This window comes from Cohnella rhizoplanae, from assembly GCF_948329515.1.
Classification (GTDB): Bacteria; Bacillota; Bacilli; order Paenibacillales; family Paenibacillaceae; genus Cohnella; species Cohnella rhizoplanae.
Genome location: NZ_CAOJCN010000012.1, coordinates 114,964 through 138,917, shown reverse-complemented (window position 1 = coordinate 138,917; position 23,954 = coordinate 114,964). Strand labels below are relative to the sequence as shown.

General features: G+C 63.5%; 21 protein-coding genes and 1 other annotated feature. Of the genes, 1 reads left to right on the top strand and 20 read right to left on the bottom strand.

Translation table 11 applies throughout. From position 1 onward, the window contains the following. Positions 1-28: 28 nt before the first annotated feature. The 15 genes from PQG80_RS18095 to hemL all read right to left on the bottom strand — a co-directional run bounded on the left by PQG80_RS18095 (position 29) and on the right by hemL (position 18,037). A complete protein-coding gene (locus PQG80_RS18095; RefSeq protein WP_271752841.1) occupies positions 29-1,177 on the bottom strand; it encodes an FtsW/RodA/SpoVE family cell cycle protein in 1,149 nt (382 codons plus the stop codon). A 6-nt stretch (positions 1,178-1,183) separates the two neighbouring features. Beyond that, positions 1,184-1,978: a septum site-determining protein MinD gene (gene minD, locus PQG80_RS18090; RefSeq protein WP_271752840.1), complete on the bottom strand. Its 795-nt coding sequence runs from the start codon at positions 1,976-1,978 to the stop codon at positions 1,184-1,186. Positions 1,979-1,982: 4 nt separating this feature from the next. Then, complete coding sequence (locus PQG80_RS18085) at positions 1,983-2,645, bottom strand: septum site-determining protein MinC (RefSeq protein ID WP_271752839.1); 663 nt, start codon at positions 2,643-2,645, stop codon at positions 1,983-1,985. Between the two features lie 90 nt (positions 2,646-2,735). After that, positions 2,736-3,272 (bottom strand): rod shape-determining protein MreD, encoded by a 537-nt coding sequence (gene mreD, locus PQG80_RS18080; protein WP_271752838.1) that lies wholly within the window; start codon positions 3,270-3,272, stop codon positions 2,736-2,738. Beyond that, the gene (mreC, locus tag PQG80_RS18075) at positions 3,269-4,093 is read right to left on the bottom strand and encodes a rod shape-determining protein MreC (protein ID WP_271752837.1); all 825 of its coding nucleotides are present in this window, start codon (positions 4,091-4,093) and stop codon (positions 3,269-3,271) included. Before mreC ends, mreD begins: the two co-directional genes overlap by 4 nt. An 87-nt stretch (positions 4,094-4,180) precedes the next feature. Beyond that, positions 4,181-5,206: a rod shape-determining protein gene (locus tag PQG80_RS18070; protein ID WP_271752836.1), complete on the bottom strand. Its 1,026-nt coding sequence runs from the start codon at positions 5,204-5,206 to the stop codon at positions 4,181-4,183. 39 nt (positions 5,207-5,245) lie between these two features. Further along, positions 5,246-5,935 (bottom strand): RadC family protein, encoded by a 690-nt coding sequence (gene radC, locus PQG80_RS18065; protein ID WP_271752834.1) that lies wholly within the window; start codon positions 5,933-5,935, stop codon positions 5,246-5,248. Positions 5,936-6,066: 131 nt separating this feature from the next. Then, positions 6,067-6,678 (bottom strand): Maf family protein, encoded by a 612-nt coding sequence (locus tag PQG80_RS18060; protein WP_271752833.1) that lies wholly within the window; start codon positions 6,676-6,678, stop codon positions 6,067-6,069. Positions 6,679-6,714: 36 nt separating this feature from the next. Continuing rightward, on the bottom strand, positions 6,715-6,957 hold the full coding sequence (locus PQG80_RS18055; RefSeq protein WP_271752832.1) for a DUF4321 domain-containing protein: 243 nt from the start codon (positions 6,955-6,957) through the stop codon (positions 6,715-6,717). A 193-nt stretch (positions 6,958-7,150) separates the two neighbouring features. Then, positions 7,151-8,857: an SPOR domain-containing protein gene (locus PQG80_RS18050; RefSeq protein ID WP_271752831.1), complete on the bottom strand. Its 1,707-nt coding sequence runs from the start codon at positions 8,855-8,857 to the stop codon at positions 7,151-7,153. A gap of 115 nt (positions 8,858-8,972) precedes the next feature. Continuing rightward, positions 8,973-10,358, bottom strand: a complete 1,386-nt coding sequence (murC, locus tag PQG80_RS18045; protein ID WP_271752830.1) for a UDP-N-acetylmuramate--L-alanine ligase — start codon at positions 10,356-10,358, stop codon at positions 8,973-8,975. Between the two features lie 7 nt (positions 10,359-10,365). Then, positions 10,366-11,796, bottom strand: a complete 1,431-nt coding sequence (locus PQG80_RS18040; RefSeq protein WP_271752829.1) for a bifunctional folylpolyglutamate synthase/dihydrofolate synthase — start codon at positions 11,794-11,796, stop codon at positions 10,366-10,368. 17 nt (positions 11,797-11,813) lie between these two features. Then, on the bottom strand, positions 11,814-14,465 hold the full coding sequence (locus PQG80_RS18035; protein ID WP_271752828.1) for a valine--tRNA ligase: 2,652 nt from the start codon (positions 14,463-14,465) through the stop codon (positions 11,814-11,816). Between the two features lie 138 nt (positions 14,466-14,603). Continuing rightward, positions 14,604-14,851 (bottom strand) — a binding site (T-box leader). Between the two features lie 125 nt (positions 14,852-14,976). After that, positions 14,977-16,602, bottom strand: coding sequence for a LysM peptidoglycan-binding domain-containing protein (locus PQG80_RS18030; protein ID WP_271752827.1), 1,626 nt, complete (start codon positions 16,600-16,602; stop codon positions 14,977-14,979). Positions 16,603-16,735: 133 nt separating this feature from the next. Beyond that, positions 16,736-18,037 (bottom strand): glutamate-1-semialdehyde 2,1-aminomutase, encoded by a 1,302-nt coding sequence (hemL, locus tag PQG80_RS18025; RefSeq protein WP_271752826.1) that lies wholly within the window; start codon positions 18,035-18,037, stop codon positions 16,736-16,738. Between the two features lie 80 nt (positions 18,038-18,117). Here hemL and PQG80_RS18020 point away from each other — a divergent pair, with 80 nt between their 5' ends. Further along, on the top strand, positions 18,118-18,780 hold the full coding sequence (locus PQG80_RS18020) for a Crp/Fnr family transcriptional regulator (protein WP_271752825.1): 663 nt from the start codon (positions 18,118-18,120) through the stop codon (positions 18,778-18,780). A 57-nt stretch (positions 18,781-18,837) separates the two neighbouring features. Here PQG80_RS18020 and hemB read toward each other — a convergent pair whose 3' ends face one another. The 5 genes from hemB to ccsA all read right to left on the bottom strand — a co-directional run bounded on the left by hemB (position 18,838) and on the right by ccsA (position 23,947). After that, a complete protein-coding gene (gene hemB / locus PQG80_RS18015; protein ID WP_271752824.1) occupies positions 18,838-19,827 on the bottom strand; it encodes a porphobilinogen synthase in 990 nt (329 codons plus the stop codon). Positions 19,828-19,832: 5 nt separating this feature from the next. Then, the gene (gene cobA, locus PQG80_RS18010; protein ID WP_271752823.1) at positions 19,833-21,398 is read right to left on the bottom strand and encodes a uroporphyrinogen-III C-methyltransferase; all 1,566 of its coding nucleotides are present in this window, start codon (positions 21,396-21,398) and stop codon (positions 19,833-19,835) included. Position 21,399: 1 nt separating this feature from the next. Then, positions 21,400-22,338, bottom strand: a complete 939-nt coding sequence (hemC, locus tag PQG80_RS18005) for a hydroxymethylbilane synthase (protein ID WP_271752822.1) — start codon at positions 22,336-22,338, stop codon at positions 21,400-21,402. A 121-nt stretch (positions 22,339-22,459) separates the two neighbouring features. Next, complete coding sequence (locus tag PQG80_RS18000) at positions 22,460-23,110, bottom strand: precorrin-2 dehydrogenase/sirohydrochlorin ferrochelatase family protein (RefSeq protein ID WP_271752821.1); 651 nt, start codon at positions 23,108-23,110, stop codon at positions 22,460-22,462. Positions 23,111-23,125: 15 nt separating this feature from the next. After that, positions 23,126-23,947, bottom strand: coding sequence for a cytochrome c biogenesis protein CcsA (gene ccsA, locus PQG80_RS17995; protein WP_271752820.1), 822 nt, complete (start codon positions 23,945-23,947; stop codon positions 23,126-23,128). Between the last annotated feature and the right edge of the window lie 7 nt (positions 23,948-23,954).

Below are 23,954 nucleotides of genomic sequence, written 5' to 3'. Positions count from 1 at the left end.
TATGCGGCGAGCCGGGGCGTACGACTCGCTACGTGTCCAGCGTGTACTTCTCCTGATGGGCGCGGATGCTGAATACGAGTCCGATGGACAGCATATTCAACAGGAGCGAGGTGCCTCCATAGCTGACGAATGGCAGCGTGATGCCGGTGAGCGGCATCAAGCCGATCATCATGCCGACGTTCTGGAAAATCTGGAACACCAGCATGGAGGCGACGCCGATGATGATGAACGAGCCTTTGATATCGACGCATTGGTACGCGATGATGATCATCCGGTAAATAAAGACGAAGTACAACAGCAGCAGCACCGCCGCGCCCTGGAATCCGAATTCCTCCCCGACGACCACGAATATGGAATCCGAGTACGGGTAAGGAATGAATTTGCGGTTCTTGGATTCGCCTTGCATATAGCCGTCGCCGGCGAGCCCGCCGGACCCGATCGCGATCTTGGCGTACTCGGTCTGCCGCTTCGCGTCGTCGGACGCTTCCTCGGGATGAATGTAGGTGTTGATCCGCTCGTACCAGTGATTTTTGTTGTGATCCTGAAGGTAGTCCCTGATCTCGGCGTTGTACGAATTGAACAGCGTCACGAACAGCATCAGGCCGCCGACCACGACGACGAGTCCGATCAAGACGTACGTATAACGCACGTTGCCGATCCAGAGCATGCCGAGCACGATAAAAACGTAAATCATGGCGTTGCCCAGATCGGGCTGAATCATGACGAGCACGAACGGTACGAAGGATACGGCGGCGATGAGCAGGACGTCCCTGCGCATGGAGAGCGGATCGCCCTGCCGCCGGCCCATCAGCACCGCGACGGCGAGGATCAGAAAGATCTTCATGGTCTCGGCCGGCTGGAACAGCATGCCGCCCGGCAGCTCGAACCAGCTGCGCGCGTTGTTGATCGGCGGCGCGAACAGATAGACAGCCACCAGCAGCGCGAGCCCGAGCCCGTACCAGACGTACCATGTCTTGAGCAACAGCCTGTAATCGAACAGCGTCGTGAGCACGATAATCACGAATCCCGCGCCGTAGAATATCAATTGCTGAATATCCTTGCCCGAGTAGCCCGTGTCGTTGTGGGTCGCGCTCCGCACGAGCAGGACGCTGACGGCCATCAGTCCGATCAGGCACAGGAACATGATTAAATCGATTTTTTTAAGTCGGTTAAGCAAGATTTATCAACCCATTCCGAGAAACTTGCGCATGCGCCTGAACACGCCCGTTTTCTCGTCCAGATGCATGAGCGGCACCGTTTCGCCCAGAATTCGCCGCGCCACGTTGCGATAGGCCATCGCCGCGCGCGAATTCGGATTCATGACGGTCGGTTCGCCCTGGTTCGCCGCCTTAATGACGTCCTCGTCGTCCGGCACGATGCCGATCAGATCGATCGCCAGCACCTGAATGATGTCGTCGACCTCCAGCATATCCCCGCTCTTCAGCAGGTTCGGGCGGATCCGGTTGATGACGAGTTTGGGCCGGGAAATATTGGTCTTCTCCAGCAGGCCGATGACCCTGTCCGCGTCGCGGACGGCCGCGTTCTCCGGCGTCGTCACCACGATGGCGTGGTCGGCGCCCGCGATCGCGTTTCGGAAGCCTTGTTCGATGCCGGCCGGACAATCGATGATCACATAATCGAAATCGGGCTTTAATTCCTCGACGATCTTGCGCACTTGATCGGGCGAGATGTCGTTCTTGTCCTTGGTCTGCGCGGCCGGCAGCATGTATAGCTCGTCGAAGCGCTTGTCCTTGACGAGCGCCTGGTTCAACCGGCAGCGGCCTTCGGCTACGTCGATCAGATCGTAGATGATCCTGTTCTCGAGGCCCATGACGACGTCGAGGTTGCGCAGACCGATGTCCGTATCAATCATGCATACCTTTTTGCCCATGAGCGCCAGGGCCGTGCCGACATTCGCGGATGTCGTCGTCTTGCCGACGCCGCCCTTGCCCGACGTTACGACTATCGCTTCACCCATCGTACTACACTCCTTTGGCCTGCAAGGCTCGATTGCGGGTATGATGCAGGTGCGCCATCTTGTCGATCTGCATGGCGCCGTCCTGTAGATAAGCGTACTCCATCCAAGGCTCGCTGCTGGCCCATTCGTCCGGCGGCCGGCTGATGACCTCGGCGATCCGCAGCTGGGTCGGCTTCATGAGCGAAGCCGCGATGATGGCCTCCGCGTGTCCGGCGCAGCCGGCATGCGCGACCCCGCGCAGCGCGCCCATAATATAGATGTCTCCCGTGCTGCGCACCGTGCCCCCCGGGTTGACGTCCCCCAGCAGCAGCAGGTGGCCTTCGTGCTCGAGCGTCTGGCCGGAGCGTACCATGCCCGTAACCGTCTCAACCTTATATGCGCTATAGTCGGCCGGCCCGACGGGAAGCGGATCGCTCTCGATCGACTGAACGACGAAGTTGCCTTGCTTGCGAATAATGGAGCGGATGCGTTCCTTGTCATGTTCCGGAAGCTGACGGGCTCCGAGCTTGATCTGTATGTGCACGATCGGTCCGGAGAGCTGCTGCTCGTGCTTCTCCAGCTTGGCCTCGAGCTCGTCCAGCAACGTCTCAAGTTCGCTGGCGTCGTCCAGCAGGAACACGAGTCCGTCCATGACTCCTTTGATCGTCACTAGCGATTTGACATTCACGCCTCGTCCCTCCTACTGCTAACCAATTCGGTCATAGAAGACCGAATTCCTGCCTGCCCGGCCTCCTCGCGCCATCGGCGTCGCGGAAGATCAGACAACGTCGGCTTCCTCCGATTGCGACGCGATCTGCCGGACGAGGAAGCGCCTTGCCGGCAGGTAGAGCGCCAGCACGGCCAGCATGTGGAGCAGCAGCGTCGGCAGCACTTGCCAGTAGAAGACGAAGCTGGCGCTCAGATGCGTCAAGGAGAACAGCTTGTAAATGAAATACGCGAGCATGTCCAGCAATCCGCTGCCGACGCCCGCCAGCAGCAGGACGAAGGCAAGCGTATTCAGCCTCCGGTCGAAGGCAAGCCCGATCAGGTAGCCGATCAGGGCCATGCCGAAGGCGTAAGGGCCGATCATATGTCCGTAGAAGAGCGTGTCCTCCAGCCAGCCGAAGCCGAGCCCGAAAAGAAAGGCGCGGTGCCGGCCGCCCAGCAGCGCGACGAAAACCGTCATGACGAACGGAAGATGCAGCAGCAGCCGGCCGCTCCAGGCCGACGGGACCAGCCAGGGCAGGACCGACGTCTGGATCAGCAGCAGGATCAGCGTAGCCACGATGGCCCGATTGATGCGGATCCTCGTCATGGCTTGTCCGGGTCCGGCGTCATGACGACGAAGACTTCGTACAAGTGGTCGAACTTGGCCGCAGGCTGGATGGTCGCCGTATGGGTAAGGCCGAAGTCGCCGACCTGGTTAGTCAGCACCTTGCCGATCACGAGGCCCTTTGGCAGCACGCCGCCATTGCCGGACGTGACGACCGTGTCGCCCTCGGCGACGTCCGCGTTCTCGTCGATCTTGCTCATCCGCATGACGCCTTTTTCCTTGTCGTAATCCACGATGCCGAATACCTGCTGCTCCTTGCCCGATACGGTCGCGGATATCTGAATCGTATCCGGGGACGCAGGATCGAGCTCGGTGATGGGCATGACGGTCGACGTAAACTCCGACACCTTGCTGACGAGGCCGACGAGGCCGTCCACCGTGACGACCGCCATGTTGGGCTTGACGCCGTCTTGGGCGCCCAGATCGATCTTGATATTCTTGTCGTACGGATTGGAGCCGCTCGCGATAACTTGGGACGTGACGTACTTTAAAGAGAATAATTGCTCTTGCCGCAGCTTGAATTCCAGGTCCTTCTTGTAACGCTCGTTATCGCTCGCGATCGCATTGTACCGTATCTGATCCTGCGTATACTGGGCCACCGTACGGCGCAGCTCTTCGTTCTCCTTGTAGACGTCGGAAAGCCGGCCGAGGTCGCGGAAAAAACCCGCGACCGCTCCGACCGGCCGGTACAACGCGCCTTGCGCCGTCCCGAACGCGTCGTTCACGAAGCGTTCGGGCCAGGTCAAGCCGGTGCGGCGCAAGGTAAAGCCCATGACGGCGATAAAAAGGATCAAGCCGATCATGAGAATAAATAAACGTTTTGTCCCGAATAATTTAAAAATAACGATCACCTGCTTCTGACATGCCGCCTCGTGGCGGTACCGCGCGCATTAGCGGCCGCGCGAGGAGCCCTTGGACTTGAACAAGTGGATATTCTCGAGCGCGCGGCCCGTGCCGATCGCGACGCAGTCGAGCGGATTCTCGGCGACGATGACCGGCATGCCGGTCTCGCGGGCGAGCAGCTTGTCCAGATTGCGGAGCAGGCCGCCGCCGCCCGTCAGGACGATGCCTCTGTCCATGATATCCGCGGACAGCTCCGGCGGGCACTTCTCGAGCGTCACCTTGACCGCGTCGACGATCGCGTTCACCGTGTCGGCCAGCGCCTCGGTGATCTCGTCCGACGTGATGGCGAGCGTCTTGGGGAGACCGGAGACCAGATCGCGGCCGCGGATCTCGATCGACTCCATCTTGTCGAGCGGCATGGCCGAGCCGATCTCCATCTTGAGCTGCTCGCTCGTGCGCTCGCCGATCATCAGATTATAGAGACGCTTGATGTACTGCATGATGGCTTCGTCCATCTCGTCGCCGGCCACGCGGATCGAGCGGCTCGTGACGATGCCGCCAAGCGAGATGACGGCGACCTCCGTCGTGCCGCCGCCGATATCGACGACCATGCTGCCGGTCGGCTCCCAGACGGGCAGATCGGCGCCGATCGCTGCCGCGAACGGCTCCTCGATCGTGACGGCGTCGCGCGCGCCTGCTTGCTTGGCGGCGTCTTCGACCGCGCGCTTCTCGACGGCGGTGATGCCGGAAGGCACGCAGATCATTACGTTAGGATGGCGCGCGGGAAAGGAACGCTGCTTCTGGGCGCGGTTCAAAAAGTACTTGATCATCGTGGCGGTCGTGTCGAAGTCGGCGATGACGCCGTCCTTCATCGGGCGGATGGCGCGGATGTTGCCGGGGGTGCGTCCGATCATTTTTTTGGCGGCTTCGCCTACGGCTTCGATCTTTTTTGTATCGGTACGAAGGGCGACCACCGAAGGCTCCCTGACGACGATGCCTTTTCCTTTTACGTAAACGAGTGTGTTAGCTGTACCTAGGTCGATACCCAGGTCCCTAGTGAATCCACCGAACATGCTTTGTAACCTCCTGTTGGGACAATCCTGTTTATTATATTACAAGGAGCCCAGTTCCTTCAAACTTACAAAGCGATTGTCACCGATTACCAAATGGTCCAGCAGCTCGATGCCGACCAAGGTGCCGGCTTCGGCGAGCCGCTTGGTGAGCGCGATGTCCTCGGCGCTGGGCGTCGGATCGCCGCTCGGATGGTTGTGCGCGCAGATGATGGAAGCGCTGCTGCGCCGGATGGCCGCCCTGTACACCTCGCGCGGATGAACGATGGCGGCGCTGAGCGAACCGACGGACAGCGTCTCGATCGCGATCACCTGGTTCTTGGTGTCGAGAAACAGGCATACGAACCGTTCCTCGCGCAGATGCCGCATCTCCTCCATCAGCAGCTCCGAAGCGTCCTGGGGCCGGTGGATCCGCGGCATCTGCGGCAGCCGCGCGCGGGACATGCGGCGGCCGAGCTCGATCGAGGCCTGGAGTTCGAGCGCCTTGGCCGGGCCGATGCCCTTGATGTGCGTAAGCTCCTCCCAGGAGCGCTCGGCCAGCCTGCGCAGCCCGCCGCATTCGTTCAGTATGCGCTGCGCCAGATGGATCGCTGATTCGTTTTTCGTGCCCGTCCGCAATAGAATCGCGAGCAGCTCGGCATGGCTGAGCGCCGCGGCGCCGAGGCTCTGCATCCGTTCTCTGGGCCTTTCGGTCTCGGGCATCTCCCGCAGCATATACGCGCGTTGTTCCATATTGTCGAATCCCTCTTCCCTGCGACCGCATCGGCTGCGGATATCGGCTCAAGGTCGTCCGGAGTGACGCTACCCCGCGGCCTGGTCGCGGCCGTCGTGCGTCGTCCGTGCGGGACCCTCAAGGCGACGGGTCAGGGAAGCTCGAGTCCGAATTCGGATAGCTGCGATGCGAGATGCGAGACGGGCAGCCCGACGACGGTGAAAAAATCGCCTTCGATCCGGTCGACGAGCATCGCGCCGATCTCCTGGATGCCGTACGCGCCCGCCTTGTCCAACGGCTCGCCGGAGGCGACGTATCTGGCGATCTGGCTCTCGGTCAGCTCCCGCATGAAGACGCGCGTCCTGCGATGCGAGACCATCTTCCTGCCGGACGCCGCCTGGATGCAGCATAGACCCGTGAATACCTCATGGCCGCGTCCCGATAGGCGCTTCAGCATCGATACGGCATCGTCCGCGTCCCGCGGCTTGCCGAGCACGTCCCCGTCCAGAACGACGATCGTGTCGCTGCCGACGACGATCGCGCCCTCGATCTCTCCGGCCCGCTCCAGCACGGCCTCCGCCTTGCGACGCGAGAGTTCTTCAACGATGCGCTCGGGGCTCCAGCCGTCCGGCGTATCCTCCCCGGCATGGCTCGGCATCACCTCGACCGGCAGGCCGAGCAAGCCGATCAACTGCTGCCTGCGGGGCGAAGTCGATGCAAGCACAAGCGTAACGCGCCTGTCGGGCGCGGCTAGTTGAGACATGGTTTTCTTCCTTTCGTAACACGCGTTTCTTGTAACCTACAACTTGCGGTAGATCCAGATCGCCAGCGCGATGCCGGCCAAGCTGAGCAAGCTTACGTTAATCGCGATATTAATGTCGTAAGTGAGGACGATCAGATCGGCGGAGGGCGACCAACGGGCCTTAACCGTCCGCGTGAGGAAATCGAGCCCAGGTACGCGTTTCAGCCAGTCCGCGACGAGCGCGCCGGCGAGCATGCCGAGGAATACGAATAAAAGCAGAATCCAGCCGTTTTTCTTCACGCTATCTACGTCTCCCGCCATTTTTTGACACTTGCTTCATTATTATACGTGGCTGCGGCAGCACGCACAATGGACAACGCAAAGACAGCCCCTAGGACGGGGCTGCCTCGCGGGTCAAGCGTCGTGCCGGCGGGAGGGGTAGGTCTTGGGAGCCATGCGGCAGGCACGCGCGGTTGCGCGTGACGGGACCGGATCAGTCGCCGTCTTCGCCCAGCTCGTCGCGCAGCTGCCGGGCGATCAGCGCCGCCTTCATCGCCGAGGTCTGCGCGGCGCGCAGACGCTCGGGGGACGGCTCCGATCCGTAGGCGTTCAGCTGCCCGGCCGACGCCTCGAGCTGCGCGGCGAGCGCGCCCGCGGGCTCGCTGCGGCTGCCGGACCACTGCGGCATGCCCGCCTTGGACGCGGTCCATCGCCCGAGGGCTGCCTTGACGTCCGCCGCGGATTGCTCGCCAAGCGGCTTGGTTCCGCCCTCGGACAGCAGCGCGGCCGACGCTTCCGCGAGCGCGCGGCCGAGCGCGTCGCTCTCTTCGAGATAGGTCGCCCACGAGACGGCGGCCGCCGTCTGCGGCAGGGACAGCTCTCGGTTTTCCATCGCCTTGACGTACAGCTCCGCGTCCGTGAGCGACGCCGCCAGCTTTTCCGCCTCCGGCTTGGTCGTTGCGATGCCCGCGTAGACGCGGTACCCGTCGGCCGTGTCGGACGCCGCCGCGATGCCTTGGCTCGTCAGTTCCTGTACGGCTTCGTTCATGCTGGCCGCGCTCTGGAATACGCCGTACTGGAGCAGGTAGCTGACGGATGCCGGAACCTGGGCGTCGCCGGCGCCGGCCGTCTGGTCCGGCTGCGTCCCCCCCGTCCCTGCCGTGCCGCCGGACGCCCCCGCCGAAGCCTGCGCGGGAGGATCGGTCGTCTTCGCGCCCGCCTCATCGCCATCCGGCGTCGTCTTAGCGCCTGCGCCGACCGGCAGGGCGACCGCCGTACCCGGATCGGCGCCCGCGCCCGCAGGCAGGAGAGGTTCGCCCGTGAACAGCGCCAGTACGATATAGCCGAAAATGGCGCCGGTGACGATCGCAGCCGCGATGGACGCGAAAATTCGCGTCCAGGACGGCCCTCCCCGATAGCGCCGCGCATACCCATCCTCCGCCCACGGCTCGTCTTCATCGATCGGCAGTTCCGCCATCGTCGCGTCGTAGACCGTATCGTTGTCGAGCTCGTCCGTCCGATCTTGCCGGCCTGCGTAAGGCGCTCTCCCTGGAGGAAACGCGCCGCGTTCATTCGAGCCTCCCGGCGTCTCCGCACTGGGGTAGGAAGGAAGGACAACCGGAGCCTCGGCCGTTCCTGGCTTACGGAAGCCGGCTACGCGGCCCGTGCGCGCAGGCTGCGCGCTTGGCGATCGATCCTCGGCGCGGTCCCGTTCCCGTACGGGACTCGTCCCGTCGGCGCCCCGGATCATCCGCTCGAGCGCTTCGACATCGTCCTCATAGGGGGAGTGCTCGCGCATGTCGCGAGAAGGTGCATCCCGAGTCGGACGCGCGGCAGCGACCGGGTGCTGGCGCTGGGCCGGGCTGCGCGGTTCTCTCTTCCGGACGACGGGGCCATCCCCGCCGGCGCCTGCATTAGCCTGCAAGCTGTCCATGTCCTTCGGCGGAAGCGCAGGACTCATGTGGGCGCCTTTGCCCGGCAGGCGGTATCCGCTGCCTGCCTCGGGCGTTGGCCTGCCGGGATGAGTCGAGAATCCGCGAGGCTTGAAGCTTCCGGACGGGCGGTTCGCGCCGGCTGTCGGGCTCGTATCTTGAGGCGCGATAGACCGCTGATTCAAAGCGGTCTGAGCCGCGCTATCGCTGCGAACCTCCCTCGGAAGGTTGCCGTCGAATTTGAAAGTCATTCTGGCGGGTGGCTGCATCTTAGCTTCTCTCCCTGCTCCTTAATCTATTAATCCGAGTCTATGAGCAAGAGAGAGAAAATATGATCGAATGCAAAAAAGCGCCGCGGACCGATGTCCACGGCGCCTCTCTTTTTTATTTGCCAGCCCGCTCCCGCAGAATACGGGACAGTTCGTCCGCCGACTTCCAGATGTCGCCGGCCCCCATCGTCAGCACGAGATCGCCCGGCTGCACGCGCTCGGCCAGCAGATCGCGGACCTGCTCGCGCGTCGGCACGTACGTGACGTTGGCGTTGCTATTCTCCGCGATCAGCTCAACCAGACGCGAGGAAGTGACGCCCTCGATGCGCTTCTCGCCCGCAGGCGAGTAGATATCCGTGATATATACTTCGTCCGCCTCGGCGAACGCCCGGCTAAACGCATCGAGCAAGAAATAGGTCCGCGTGTATCGCTGCGGCTGGAATACCGCCAGAATGCGCTTGCCCGTCGCTTTGGCTGCCAGGATCGTCGCCTGGATCTCGGTCGGATGATGCGCGTAGTCGTCGATGACGAGTACGTCGTTCACGTCCCCGAGCACCTGGAACCTGCGCTTAGCGCCCCTGAACTCGACGATCGACGACGCGATCCGCTCGAACGGCGCGCCCGCATGCAAGCAGACGACGACCGTCGCGAGCGCGTTGTATACGTTGTGCAGCCCGGGTACGGACAAGCGGATGACGCCAAGCGCCTGGCCGTCCTTTTCAACCGCAAAGGCGGCCTGACGATCGCCCAGCTCGACGGATACCGCCTTGTAGTCAGCCTCCGACTGGATGCCGAAGGTGATCACATTCGTGCCCGCCGCCTGCGGCAGCAGCTCGCGTACGTTGGCGTCGTCCGCGCAGACGACGGCGCAGCCGTCCGGACGGACTTGCTTGAGAAACTGCACGTAAGCCGCCTTCAACTTGCCGAAGTCTCCGTCGTAATTCTCGAGGTGATCGGCTTCGATGTTCGTTACGACGGCGACCGCCGGCTCGTACTGCAGGAACGAACCGTCGCTCTCGTCCGCTTCGGCCACGACGTGCTCGCCCTTGCCCGCCTTCGCGTTCGTGCCGACGTTTACGATCTCTCCCCCGATAATATAGGTCGGGTCCAGCCCCGACAGCTCCATGACGAGCGCGATCATCGAAGAAGTCGTCGTCTTGCCGTGAGCTCCCGCAACCGCGATGCCCGTACGACTATTGAGCAGACGCGCCAGCATCTGCGCGCGGTGCAGCGTCGGAATGTTCAGGCTCTCCGCCTCGACGCGCTCCACGTTGTCTCTCGCAAGCGCCGTCGAGTAGACGACCAGATTGGCGCCCCGCACGTGTCCGGGCTCGTGGCCGATGTAGATCTCGGCCCCTTTGCTGGCCAGTTTGTCCGTCAATTCCTGCCGGGCCACGTCCGACCCGGTCACATGATATCCCATCTCCAGCATTACTCTGGCAATCGCGCTCATCCCGTAGCCGCCGATGCCGATAAAATGTACGTGTTCAGCCGTTGCCAACGACGCCTCACCAGCCTTTGTCAGATGTCTTGCGGTCGATCAGCCACGAGCGGACGTCCGCGATCAGATAGAGCGTGCCCGTCACGAGCGTTAATGTATCTTCCTCGGGACTCGCGGCCGCGAGGCTCTGTATAAGATCAAGCGCTTTGCGCCAATCCGGTTCGACGACGATGGCAGCGGCCCCGCCCGCTTCCCGGCTTGCCTGCCGGGCGACGGCCGCGAGCGACTCCGCGTCCATCTTGCGATGATGATCCGGTTCCGTAACCACGAGCGTACTCACCATTGGTAGTATATGCCTCAAGGCGTCCGCATGATTCTTGTTGGGCATCATGGCGATCAGCACATTTAACTTGTCGTGCGGATACAGCGACTTGAGCGCTTCCGCCAGCGCCGCCATGCCCTCCGGATTGTGCGCGCCGTCGAGCAGGATGCGGGGCGAACGCGATACCGTCTCGAGCCTGCCCGGCCAAGCCGCCTTGCGCAGTCCTTCGCGGAGATCGGCCTCGTCGACGATGAGCGCGTAGTACGTGCGCAGCACGTCGATCGCCATGATCGCAGCTGCGGCGTTGGTCTGTTGATGCGCGCCGGCAAGGCCGATCCGCACGTCCTCAATCGACCTGAACAGGTCCCGGTAGTCAAAGGACTGATCTTCTTCCTGCGCGCCGCGGTTCTCATAGGAGAACTGCTCGCCGAGCTGATATAGCGTCGCATTGCGGGAGGCTGCGGTCTCCTTGATGACGTCGGCCGCTTCCGGCAGCAGCACGGTCGAGACGACGGGCACGCCGGACTTGATGATCCCCGCCTTCTCCCTGGCGATGCCGGCGATGGATTCGCCCAGAATGTCCATATGATCGTGCCCGACGTTCGTGATGACGCTGATCACGGGCGAGACCACGTTCGTCACGTCCAATCGCCCGCCCAGCCCCGTTTCCCATACGACATAATCGGGAAAAACGACCGTGGCGTAGTAGAGGATCGCCATCGCCGTCGTCAGTTCGAAAGCCGTGAGCGGTCCCCATTCGGAGCTTGCGAGCTCGTCGGACAGGGGCTTCAGCCTGTTGGCAAGCCGGACGATCGCATCCTCCGGCATCGCGCCGCCGTTGTAGTCGATCCGGTCCGCGAACGACGTCAGATACGGCGAAGTGAACAGGCCGACGTCGTAACCGCTCTGCCGCAGCACGGAGGCCAGCATGGCGCATACCGATCCTTTGCCGTTCGTACCCGCCACGTGGATGAACCGGAGACGGCGATGCGGATGTCCGAGCTTCTCCAGCAGCAGCTCCATCCGCTCGAGTCCCGGCTTGATGCCGACGACCGGAGCGAGCCCGGAGATCCAGCCGACGGCTTCAGCCGCTGTGCGGAAGGACCCCGGCTCTCCTGGTACGGCGGTAGCCAGGTCATGATGATTCTGAGATGACGCGTCTTCCGTAGCGGTCATGCCTGCGCTCGCCTCCATCAGTTTTTGAGCTCTTCGATGCGGGCCATGACTTTATCCCGTTTGTCCCGGTAATCCTCGCCCTTGGCGCGTTCTTGCTCGACGACGTGCGCCGGCGCCTTGGCGATGTAACCTTCGTTCGCCAGCTTCTTCTCGACGCGCTCGACCTCCGCGCTGAGGGAAGCCAGCTCCTTGGTCAGCCGGGCGATCTCCTGCCCGATGTCGATCAGGCCGGCGATCGGCAGGTACAGCTCGACGCCCGTTACGATGGCCGTCATCGCCTTTTCCGGCGCCGCAAGTCCCGTGTCCAGCGTGAGGCTGGACGTATTGCAGAAGCGGCGCAAGTACTCTTCGTTGCGCTTCAGGATGCCCGCCGAGGCTTCGGTCGTCGGCTTGGCGAGCAATTCGACTTTTTTGCCCGGCGTCACGCCCACTTCCGCGCGCACGTTGCGAACGGCGCGGATCGCGTCCATAAGCAGGCCCATCTCCGCTACCGCGTCCGGCGCCTCGAAGGCGGCGTCGTAAGCCGGCCATGCCGCGAGCGTGATCGTCTCGCCGGCTTCATGCGGCAGATGCTGCCAGATCTCCTCCGACAGATACGGCATGAACGGATGCAAGAGACGCAGCGTGCGGTCCAGCACGTAGGCGATGACCGATTGCGTGCTGGCCTTGGCCGCGGCGTCCTCGCCGTAGAGCGTCAGCTTCGCGAATTCGATATACCAGTCGCAGAGATCGTCCCAGATGAAATTGTAGAGCAAACGGCCCGTTTCCCCGAATTCGTACGTCTCCATCAGCCGCGTAACGTCGCGCGCCGTCTCGTGGAACCTGTGCAAAATCCAGCGGTCCGCGGTCGACAGGCCGCCCGTCAGGTCGATGTCCTCTACCTTGAAGCCCTCCAGGTTCATCAGGGCGAAGCGCGACGCGTTCCAGATCTTGTTGGCGAAGTTGCGCGCCTGCTCGACCTTCTCCCAGCGGAAGCGAAGATCCTGACCGGGCGTATTGCCCGTCGAGAGCATGTAGCGCATCGCGTCGGCGCCGTACTTCTCGATGACCTCGAACGGATCGACGCCGTTGCCGAGCGACTTGGACATCTTGCGTCCTTCGGCGTCTCGCACCAGGCCGTGGATGAGCACGTCCTTGAAAGGCGACTCGCCGGTGAATTCCAGCGCGGTGAAAATCATCCGCGCGACCCAGAAATAGATGATGTCGTAGCCCGTGACGAGCACGTCCGTCGGATAGTAGCGCTTGAGGTCCTCGGTACTATCCGGCCATCCGAGCGTCGAGAACGGCCACAGCGCCGAGCTGAACCACGTGTCCAGCACGTCCTCGTCCTGCGTCCAGCCCTCCCCTTCGGGGGCTTCGGTGCCGACGTAGATCTCTCCCGTGCCTTCCTTGTACCAGGCCGGAATGCGATGACCCCACCACAGCTGACGGGAGATGCACCAGTCGCGGACGTTCTCGATCCAGTGCAAATAAATCTTCTCGAAGCGGTCCGGGACGAAGTTGACGCCCTTGCCCGAGCGCTGCGCGTTAATCGCGGCTTCGGCTAGCGGCTTCATCGAGACGAACCACTGCGTCGAAAGGTACGGCTCGACAACGGCGCCGCTGCGCTCGCTGTGGCCGACTTGATGCACGTGATCCTCGATGCGGATGAGAACGCCTTGCTCCCGCAGGTCCTTGACGATCGCCTTGCGGCAGTCCGCGCGGTCCATTCCCTCGTACGGGCCGGCCTGATCGTTCATTCGGCCGCTCTCGTCCATGACGATGATCTGCGGCAGATCGTGGCGTCCGCCGACCTCGAAGTCGTTGGGATCGTGCGCGGGCGTAATCTTGACCGCGCCGCTGCCGAAGTCCTTGTCGACGTACTCGTCGCCGACGACCGGAATCTCGCGGCCGATGATCGGCAGCGTCAGGGTCTTGCCGATGAGATGCTTGTAGCGCTCGTCGTCCGGGTGAACCGCAACCGCCGTGTCGCCCAGCATCGTCTCGGGACGCGTCGTCGCGACCGTCAGATGGCCGCTGCCGTCGGACAGCGGGTACTGGAGATGGTACAGATGGCCGTTCACTTCCTTGTACTCGACCTCGATGTCGGAGAGCGCCGTCTTGGCGGCCGGATCCCAGTTAATGATCCGCTTGCCGCGGTAGATCAGGCCCTTGTCGTACAGGCGCTTGAACACCTCGCGGACCGCCTTGGACAGACCTTCGTCGAGCGTGAAGCGCTCGCGGGAGTAGTCTAGGCTGAGCCCCATCTTGGACCATTGCTTGCGGATCGAGCCGGCGTATTGTTCCTTCCAGTCCCACACGCGCTCGAGGAACTTCTCGCGGCCCAGATCGTAGCGGGACAGCCCTTCCTCGCGCAGCTTGCTCTCGACCTTGGTCTGCGTGGCGATGCCCGCATGGTCGGTGCCCGGCACCCACAGGGCGTCGAAGCCCTGCATCCGCTTGAAGCGGATCAGGATGTCCTGCAGCGTCAGGTCCAGCGCATGGCCGATGTGCAGCATGCCCGTCACGTTGGGCGGCGGGATGACGATCGTGTACTTGGGCGCGTCAGGACGCTTCCCGGCCTCGAAGTATCCGCCCGCGAGCCAGGATTCGTACCATCTCTGCTCGGCGCCGGTCGGGTCGTAAGTAGTCGGCAGCTCAAGGGGTTTGCTTTGATTGATGTCGCTCATTAGGTTCACAACCTCCAGGGACGTAGATCAGACGATTGGCGGCGAGCTCTGCAGCATGCACCAGACGCTCGGCCGGCATGCGAAGCTCGCGCGATTGCAGGGTGCGGGGACCCTAAAAAAACGCAAAAACCTCCCGCCGCAAAGGACGAAAGGTTGAACTTCCGTGGTACCACCTTCATTCCGCATTTTCCATCGTGACGAAAAAGCGGCTCTCGAACGCAGGATAACGGCTGCTGCCGTCCCGTTCTACGGCGTGCTCGGTTCGAACGGGAAACTCCAGGGCGACTTCGGCAGCTTACTTCCTGCGGAACCTCGCAGCGCTGCTCGGCAGCGGTTCCGCTCTCTGAAGGGTAGGACTGCTTACTGATCCCTATCCGTGTCTTATTTTCCTATCATACCCGTACGGCTACTAGCAGTCAACCTGCGGACATCGGCCCGCCCGGCGGCCGGAGACCGAACGCGGAAACGCCCCGCGGCAGGAGAGGCCGCAGGGCGCATTACAGATTAGCATTCAAGGAATATACAGCACTTGTCCTTCGGCCAGATGGGGATCGGGGAGTCTGTTGTAGAGCTGCAGCTCGCGCGATTGAATCTGGTATCGGCCCGCGATGCCGTCGAGCGTATCCTCGCGCTGCACGATGACCATCTTCACCTTGCGGAAAGACTGGCCCGCTTCCTTGGCAAGGAAGAGCCGCGTCCACTCGATCTCGTCGCCCGTCGACCGGTTGTCGGGACGGCTCTCCGGAGGCGCGGCCAGCCGCGCTTCCTCCGCCGCCTTCAGCCCGGCTTCGCGTATCGCGCCTTTGTCCCCGAGCTGCGACAGTATGCCAACGCCGAAGGCGGATGGCTCCGAACCGGCAGCCCCCTTGCCCGAGAGCCCCAGCTTCGGCCCGGCCTGCTCCGGCCGGTGTTGATCCGCATGCTCATGATCGGAAGCCGGAGCTTCGTCCGCGACAGCGTCCGCATGGCCCTGGGAGGCCGCATCTCCCTCCAGTCCGGGCCATAGCGGCGGCACGGGAATGGCCGAGTCGAACACCTGCGGATAAGCCGTCTGTCCGGCTTGAGACAAAGAAGGCACAGCCTCGGCCGGAGACGCGAGCTCGCCCTGCTCCTCCTCGAGCCGCTGGTAGGCGAGCAGACGCTCCCAAGCCTCGGCCTCTTCCTGCCGGTCCCGCTCCTCCTCCAGCCGCTTCGCGCGTTCCGCCCGCTCAAGCGCGTCCCACGCTTCTTGCTCCGCCCTGCTCCGCTCGGCCTCTTCCCTGGCTCGCGCAGCCTCCGCGGCGAGCGCTTCGCGTTCCGCCGAGGCCCGCGCCGCCTCCGCAAGCTGGCGCTCCAGCGCTTCGGCTGCCGTCTGCGCAAGCTCCTGCTGCCGGAGGAGCGCCTCCTCGCGCGCTCTTGCCTCGGCTTCTGCGCGCGCCCGCTGCTGCTCGTACCAGACCGGCGATACCGCGGCTTCCTGCGCGGCGTTCGCCGTCGTCAGCGCGGGCGGCAAGTACACCGGCCCGGGCTGCGAATGCGCGGGCGCCTGAGGCTGTGCGCCCCAGGAGAACGAGTCTTCGGGCTGCGCTTCAAGCGATTCGGGCTGCCCCGCGCCGGGCGACGCCTCGGTCCGCGCCTCCGCGGCCAGATCGTAGGCGGAATCGCCGAGCGGCGGCAGCCCGTAGGCTTGGCTGTTCTCGTCGCGCTCCTCCGACGCCGGAGCGGATATCCGCTCCGGGGCTTCATGCGCGACCGTGAATCCGTCCTCCCGCCACACCGGCGCCTCGCGCGCCTCCGTCTGAACGCCCCGCAGACCGAGTACGCCGGTCACGTTGAGCGTGCGCTCCGACAGCAGATCGACGTCGAAGTGGTCGATCTCCACGTCCAGTTCCTCCAACTGCCGCACCCGGCTCTGCGGCAGAGAGATCTCGACCGGGATCCGATGCTCCAGCGTTCCCGTTGCTTCGGCTTCCCCGGCCGCCAGATAAGTACCGCTCAGCAGCAGGTAGCCCCGCAGCAGCACGCTGTCTTCCTGTTCCAGCGCCTCGATGTGCGGCGACAGCTCGATCTCCTCGAGCGCCCCGATAGATAAGGCTTCGCTTGACAGCTGCACCCGTTCATAGATATCGAATCTTAATCCGTTCGTCGATTCCGTCACGACAGGTCTCCCCCTCTCGGCATAGAGTCCCCGCTTCCCCGGCTGCCGGAACGCCCGGAGGCAGGCTGCACTCCCTATCTATCTATATGCTTCAAAAAGGTGGGCATGCCTATGGACTTGTGCGTGCGGAGGCCTAGAACTTGCCGAGCGCCGCGCGATGCGCCGCGATCGTCTCGTCGATGTCGTCTTCCGTGTGCGCGGTGGACAGGAACCAGCCTTCGAACTGCGAAGGCGGCAGGTTGACGCCCTGATCGAGCATGCGGCCGAATAGCGTCCGGAATCGCTCCGTGTTGGCGAGCTTGGCCGTCTCGAAGTTAATGACTTGCGCGTCCGTGAGGAACGGGCAGACCATCGATCCGACGCGGTTGATCGTCATCGCGATGCCGTACTCGGCGGCGTTCGCCGCCAGACCCGCCTGCAGGCGCATCGCCAGCCGTTCGAGGCGCTGATAGGCGGCATCGTCGAGCAGCTTGAGCGTAGCCAGACCCGCGGCCATCGCGAGCGGGTTGCCCGACAGCGTGCCCGCTTGGTAGATGGGGCCGACCGGCGCCATCCGCTCCATGAGCTCCCGCCGTCCGCCGTAAGCGCCTACGGGCAGGCCGCCGCCGATGACCTTGCCGAGACAGGTCAGATCTGGCGCGATGCCGTAGAGACCCTGCGCACAGTTCAAGTGCACGCGGAAACCCGTCATGACCTCGTCGAAAATGAGCAGGCTGTCATACTGCTTCGTGAGATCCCTCAGACCCTGCAGGAAGCCCGGCAGCGGAGGCACGACGCCCATGTTGCCGGCGACCGGCTCCACGATGACCGCGGCGATCTCTTCGCCGTAGCGCTCGAACGCGAGCTTGACCGACGCCAGGTCGTTGTACGGCACCGTGATCGTATGCGCCGCGATGCTCTCGGGGACGCCCGGGCTATCGGGCAACCCTAGCGTCGCCACGCCCGAGCCCGCCTTGATCAGGAGGCTGTCTGCGTGCCCGTGGTACGAGCCCTCGAACTTCAGGATCCGGCTGCGCCCGGTGTAGCCGCGCGCGAGCCGGATGGCGCTCATCGTCGCCTCCGTGCCGGAATTGACCATGCGGACGACCTCGATCGAAGGCACCCGCGCGCATACGAGCTCGGCCATTTCCGTCTCCAGCTCGGTCGGCGCGCCGAAGCTCGTGCCCTTTTCCGCCGTTCGTTGGATCGCCTCCACGACCTCGGGATGGGCATGGCCTGCGATCAGAGGACCCCAGGACAATACATAATCGATATAGGTCTGACCGTCGATGTCGGTAATGCGGCTGCCTTGGCCGCGCTCGATGACGACGGGCGTCAGCCCGACCGACTTGAATGCCCGCACCGGGCTGTTGACGCCGCCGGGAATCGAGCGCTTGGCCCGTTCGAACGCGGCCTTGGACTTGGAATCCGTGCGGATCTGACGCGATTCGCTCATTTTTGACACGCCCCCCACTATCTGAATTGGAAAAGTCTATGGTAAACTGAAGCATCATCCGCGGTACTGGAGGCTTCGTCATGATTCAATGGCTCAAAAAGGTGTCCTTGTTCGATAAACTCAGCGACGCTCAGCTTGAGCATATATTGCGCATTGCCCACCGGCGCAGCTTGCCTGCGGGCAGCATTCTTTTTCAGGAAAAGGATCCGGGCAATATCTTCTACGTCGTGCTCAGCGGTTCGATCAAGCTCTTCACCCGCAGCGCGGCCGGCGACGAGAAGGTACTGTCCGTCGTAGCCGCGGGCGACAGCTTCGGCGAGCTGTCCCTGCTCGACGGACTGCCGCGATCGGCGTCCGCCCGCACGCTCGAGCCCGCGCTCGTGCTCGAGATCTCGAGCGACGAGTTCATGCGCCTGCTGGAGACGCACTTCGACATCACGAAAGGCATACTGACCGAGCTCAGCCGCAGGCTCAGGCAGACCAACGAGCATGTCAACGACCTGACCTTCCTCGACGACCGCACGCGCGTGCTGAAGAACCTGATCAACCTCGCCAACCAGCACGGCAAGCGGGACGGCATCTTTATCCGCATCCATCTTGCCCTTAACTACGACGAGCTCGCGCAGATGGCCGGCGTGTCCAAGCAGATCCTGTCCGAGGTTCTCCGCGAGCTGGAGCAAAAGGGCGTGCTGGCGTTCGGCATGAACCAGTACACGCTTAACCTGACCAAGCTGCGGGGCTAATGCGGACAGGCGAACCGAATATCGGCTCGCCCTGCCATTATCCGCTCATCCCCTGCCTTATCCCCCGTTCATCCACCGCACCGCATCCTTCGCATGGTACGTGATGATCAGGTCCGCGCCGGCGCGCTTCATGCCGGTCAGCGTCTCCAGCACGATCGCGCGCTCGTCGATCCAGCCTTGCATCGCCGCCGCCTTCACCATCGCGTATTCGGCGCTCACGTTATACACGACGAGCGGCAGGTCGTAGCGATCCTTGAGCAGCCTCACGATATCCAGGTACGCCAGACCCGGCTTGACCATCAGCATGTCGGCGCCTTCGCGCACGTCCGTCTCCGCCTCGCGCAGCGCCTCGCGCGCGTTGGCGGCGTCCATCTGGTAGGTCTTGCGGTCGCCGAACTTGGGCGCGGACTGCGCCGCCTCGCGGAACGGACCATAATAAGCCGAGGAATACTTGACCGCGTAGGACATGATCGGAACCTCGACGAATACGGCTTCGTCGAGACCGCGCCGGATGGCGCCCACGAAGCCGTCCATCATGTTCGATGGCGCGATAATGTCCGCTCCGGCGCGCGCCTGCGAGACGGCGGCGCGCACGAGCAGCTCCAGCGATTCGTCGTTGTCCACGACCGCCCCGCAGTCGCCCTCGTGCACCACGCCGCAGTGACCGTGATCCGTGAACTCGCAGAGGCATGTATCCGCGATCACGACCAGATCGGGCGCCAACGCCTTGATCCGACGTGTAGCTTGCTGCACGATGCCGTCGTCCGCATAGGCGCCGGTGCCGACGCTGTCCTTGGTCGCCGGAATGCCGAACAGCAGCACGGCCTGAATGCCGAGCGAGACGATCTCTTCGATCTCGGCGTCCAGACGGTCGAGCGACAGATTGTAGACGCCCGGCATCGAGGAGATTTCGGCCTTGATGTTATCGCCATGGGCGACGAAGATCGGCATGATCAGGTCGTGCACGTGCAGATGCGTTTCTCTTACCAGATTGCGAATGCCTGCCGTCCGCCGCAGTCGGCGGTGGCGAGCGATGGAATGAGTCAATCGAATCAGAACCTTTCTTCTTCAAGTATCGTATCCGGCGCCCGATGCTTCAGCATCGCCGCCAGCAGCCCTTCGATCGTCGAGGTCTCGGCGGTCAGCGTTACGCGCAGACCGTGCGCCTCGGCCGTGCGCGCGGTGATCGGCCCGATGCAGGCGATGACGCATCCGGCCAGCAGTTCGGCGGGCTGCTCAACGCCGAGACGGCGCAAGGCTTTGAGCAGATTCACGACCGTCGACGAGCTCGTGAAGGTCACCGCATGAATCTCTCCGTCGCGCAGCATCTCCGCCAGCAGGTCTTCCTCCGGAACGACCAGGCGGTTCTCGTAGACGTCGAGCTCGACGCACTCGACGCCCGCTCTCGCAAGCTCGTCCGGCAGCAGCTCGCGGGCCAGATCGCCTCTGGGCAGCAGCGCGCGCTGTCCGGGCGCCAGCTTGTCCGCCAGACTCTCGAGCAAACCCTCCGCCTGATATTCGGAGGGGATCACGTCCGGCACGATGCCGCGAGCAGCTAGCGCGTCGGATGTCTTGGGACCGACGGCGGCGAAGCGCGCCCGGGCGAAGCGGCGAATATCGACGCGCGTCTCCGCCAGCCATGAGAAAAAGTGCTCGACGCCGGCCGCGCTGGTCAAAATGACCCAGTCATAACGGTCCGCCTCCAGCAGCGCGGCCTTGATCCGCTCCGCCTCGGCCGGATCGGACTGGCGAACCGTATCGATGACGGGAAAAACATACGGCTCTCCGCCTAAATCGTCGATTCGCTCGGCCAGCTCGCTGGCCTGGGACCTGGCGCGCGTCACGAGGACGCGCCAGCCGAACAGCGGCTTGGACTCGATCCACTTCAACGACTCCCGCTGCCGGACCACTTCGCCGACGACGATGACCGCCGGCGGCTGGAAGTTCGCCAGACGCACTTTTTCCTCGATGTCGCCGAGCGTCCCCGTCAGCGTTTCCTGCTCCGCGCGCGTCCCCCACCTGACGAGCGCCACGGGCGTATCCGCCGATCGTCCATGCTGCATGAGCTGCTCGCTAATATAACCTATCTTAGCGACGCCCATGAGAAACAGCAGCGTGCCCGTTGCGTTCGTCACTTTGTCCCATTGGATCATGCGGTCCAGCTTGTCCGGGCTCTCGTGGCCGGTCACGATCGAAAAGGAGGACGCCAGGTCGCGGTGCGTCACCGGAATGCCCGCATAGGCGGGCACCGCGATCGCCGACGTGATGCCCGGGACGATCTCGTACGGAACGCCGTGCTGCCGCAGCAGCTCGGCTTCTTCGCCCACCCGGCCGAATACCGTCGGGTCGCCGCCTTTGAGCCTGCAGACGATCTTGCCCGAGAGCGCCAAGTCCAGCAGCAGCCGGTTGATCTCTTCCTGCTTCATCGTATGGCGGTCCGGGCGCTTGCCGACGTAGATCCGCTCCGCGCCCGGCCGCATCTCCTGCAGCAGCTGCGGTCCCGCGAGACGGTCGTATACGACGACGTCGCAGCGGCGGAGCGCCTTGAGGCCGCGCACGGTGATGAGCTTCGGATCGCCGGGACCGGCGCCGACCAGATAAACTCTGCCCTGCGCCATGCTATTCCCTCGCCTCCGCGAGCAGCTTGTCCGCGCCCTTCGCGAGCAGCGCTTCGGCCACCTGCCTGCCCACGTCCGCCGGATCGCTGCCGGATGCAGTCGCCTTCAGGACCTGCCTGCCGTCCGGCGCGGCCACCATGCCGGTCATGAAGATAACGGCATCCGGCGCCGCGGACCCTGCGGTCGCGTACGCCCCGATCGGCACCTGGCAGCCGCCGTTCAGCAGCCCCAGGAATACCCGTTCGGCAGCCACAGCGCGCTCGGCAGCCGTATCGTTCAGCCTTGCCAGCAGCCCCAGCACCTCCTCGTCCGCCATCCGGCACTCGATCGCGAGCGCGCCTTGTCCGACGGCGGGCAAGCAGTCCTCCGGCTCGATATAAGCCGTGATGCGGTCGCTCCATCCCATCCGCGTCAGTCCGGCCGCGGCCAGCACGATCGCGTCGAGCCCCTCGGTCTCCAGCTTGCGGAGCCTGGTGTCGATGTTGCCCCGGAGCGATTCGATCCGAAAATCGGGTCGCCTAGCCTGCAGCTGCGCCGCCCGGCGAAGGCTGCTCGTGCCGATCCGCGCGCCGGGCGGAAGATCGGCCAGCGTGTTGGCGTTCAAATTCACGAGCGCGTCCCGCGGGTCTTCGCGCGGCGGCACGCAGCCGATCATAAGTCCCTCCGGCAGCTCGAACGGCATATCCTTCATGCTGTGGATCGCGATATCGATCTCGCCGCCGAGCAACGCTTCCTCGATCTCCTTGACGAACAGCCCTTTGCCCCCGACCTTCGAGAGCGTCACGTCGAGTATGCGATCGCCCCGCGTCACGATCGGCACCACCTCGAATCCGAACGGCAGCCCGGCCTCGGCGGCGAGCGCCTTGAGCGAATCGATCGTCTGGCCGCTCTGCGTCATCGCCAGCGCGCTCTGTCTTGTTCCAACCTTTATCGTCCGCATTTGCAGCAACACTCCCCGGATTCTCTTTCTGGTCTGTAACGCGCATCTCGCTTTTCCTACCGATATTGTCTCATATCCATGCCCTTCGCCCAAGCTTCGCGGCCGCGGCGTAGGCGGCCGCTCACCGGCTATCCGCCCATTCCTTAAGCATGGCCACCAATTCCTCAGTCTCCGGCAGCGTTCCCATCGAGAGCCATACGGCGACGGCTCGGTCGGAGACCGCCGCGCGCAGCAGTTTTCGGCGCTCGGGGGCTTCGCTTACCGCAGCCAATACCCGTTCGCGGACTGCGCCCAGAACAGCCGTCAGGTTCGCATATTCCGGCCCGTACCGCGACCGCAGCTCCGCCGCGATCCGCGCCGACAGCGCCGGTCCCGCCCCCGAGGCGCTGACGGACATGACCAGTCCGCCGCGCCGCACCACGGCCGGCACGATGAAGCTGCCCCGGGTGGCGTCGGAGGCGGAGTTGGCCTGAATGCCCCTTCGCTTCGCCTCGTCGCAGATCCAGCCGTTCAGCTCGCCGGAGCCGGTCGCCGCGATGACAAGCGACGCCCCCTCCAGATCCTCCGGAGAGAAGAGCTTAGGGAGATGACGGATCGCGCCGGCCTCCTTCCATTCTCTCAACCGGGACGACGCGATGTCCGGACATACGAGCAGCACGTCCGCTCCCGCCTCCAGCAGACCGCCCGTTCTGCGCTCCCCGACCGCGCCGCCCCCCACGACGACGCATCGCTTATTTTCAATGGATACTAGGATCGGGTAATAGCGCTGCATGCCGAATCCTCCTTTTTATAGCCAGCGGTGAAAGGAAGAGAGCGAATTCGCGAAAAAATCGAGGACCAGCAGGACGTATCCGACCAAATTCCAAGTCGCGCACCGTCTCGCGTCGTCCTTGCCGATCCATCGCCTTAGCAAGTAGAAGATATAAACGGCGCCCGCCACGAACGACAGCAGTACCTTCTCGTCCAGCAGCTTGGCGTAATGGCCGTCGACGAGCAATGCGGCCGTTCCCGTGGACAGCGCGAGCAGCAGCAGAGGCACGCCGAACAGTCCCGAACGAAACGCGTATCGGTCGATCGCCTCGAGACTGGGCATCCGGTTCATCACGCTGCCCCATTTCTTCTTTTTCAGCCGATAGCTTAGAAATAGATACATAGCGCCGCACACGGCGGAAACGGTAAGCAGGGCGAAGGCCACGGTAATCAGGCTGACGTGAAGGACGAGCAGCCGTCTCGCCACCTCTGAGGGGGCAAGGGAGATCTCTTGTCCGGGTCGCTCCATCAAGTTAAGTCCGAGCACGGCGAACCCAACGACGTTCACGAGCAGGACGAGCAGCTCCGCGCGCACGATCCGGTTCACGGCGAACGAGACGGAGACTAGCAGCCACGAGACGAAAAAGACGTAATCGTGCAGCGTCACCTCGGGAACCGCAAAACGGCGGACGAGCAGGTCGACGAGAAAGCCCGTCTGCAGCACCCAGACAAATACAAGCAGCCCTGTGCCGATCCGTCTCCCGTTTCGGTTGCCGTAGGCGGCATCCGATACGAAAAACAGCAGACTCAGGGCGTAAATATACATAATGGCATCCGTCAGCCAATTGTTCGTTAACATGCAGCAC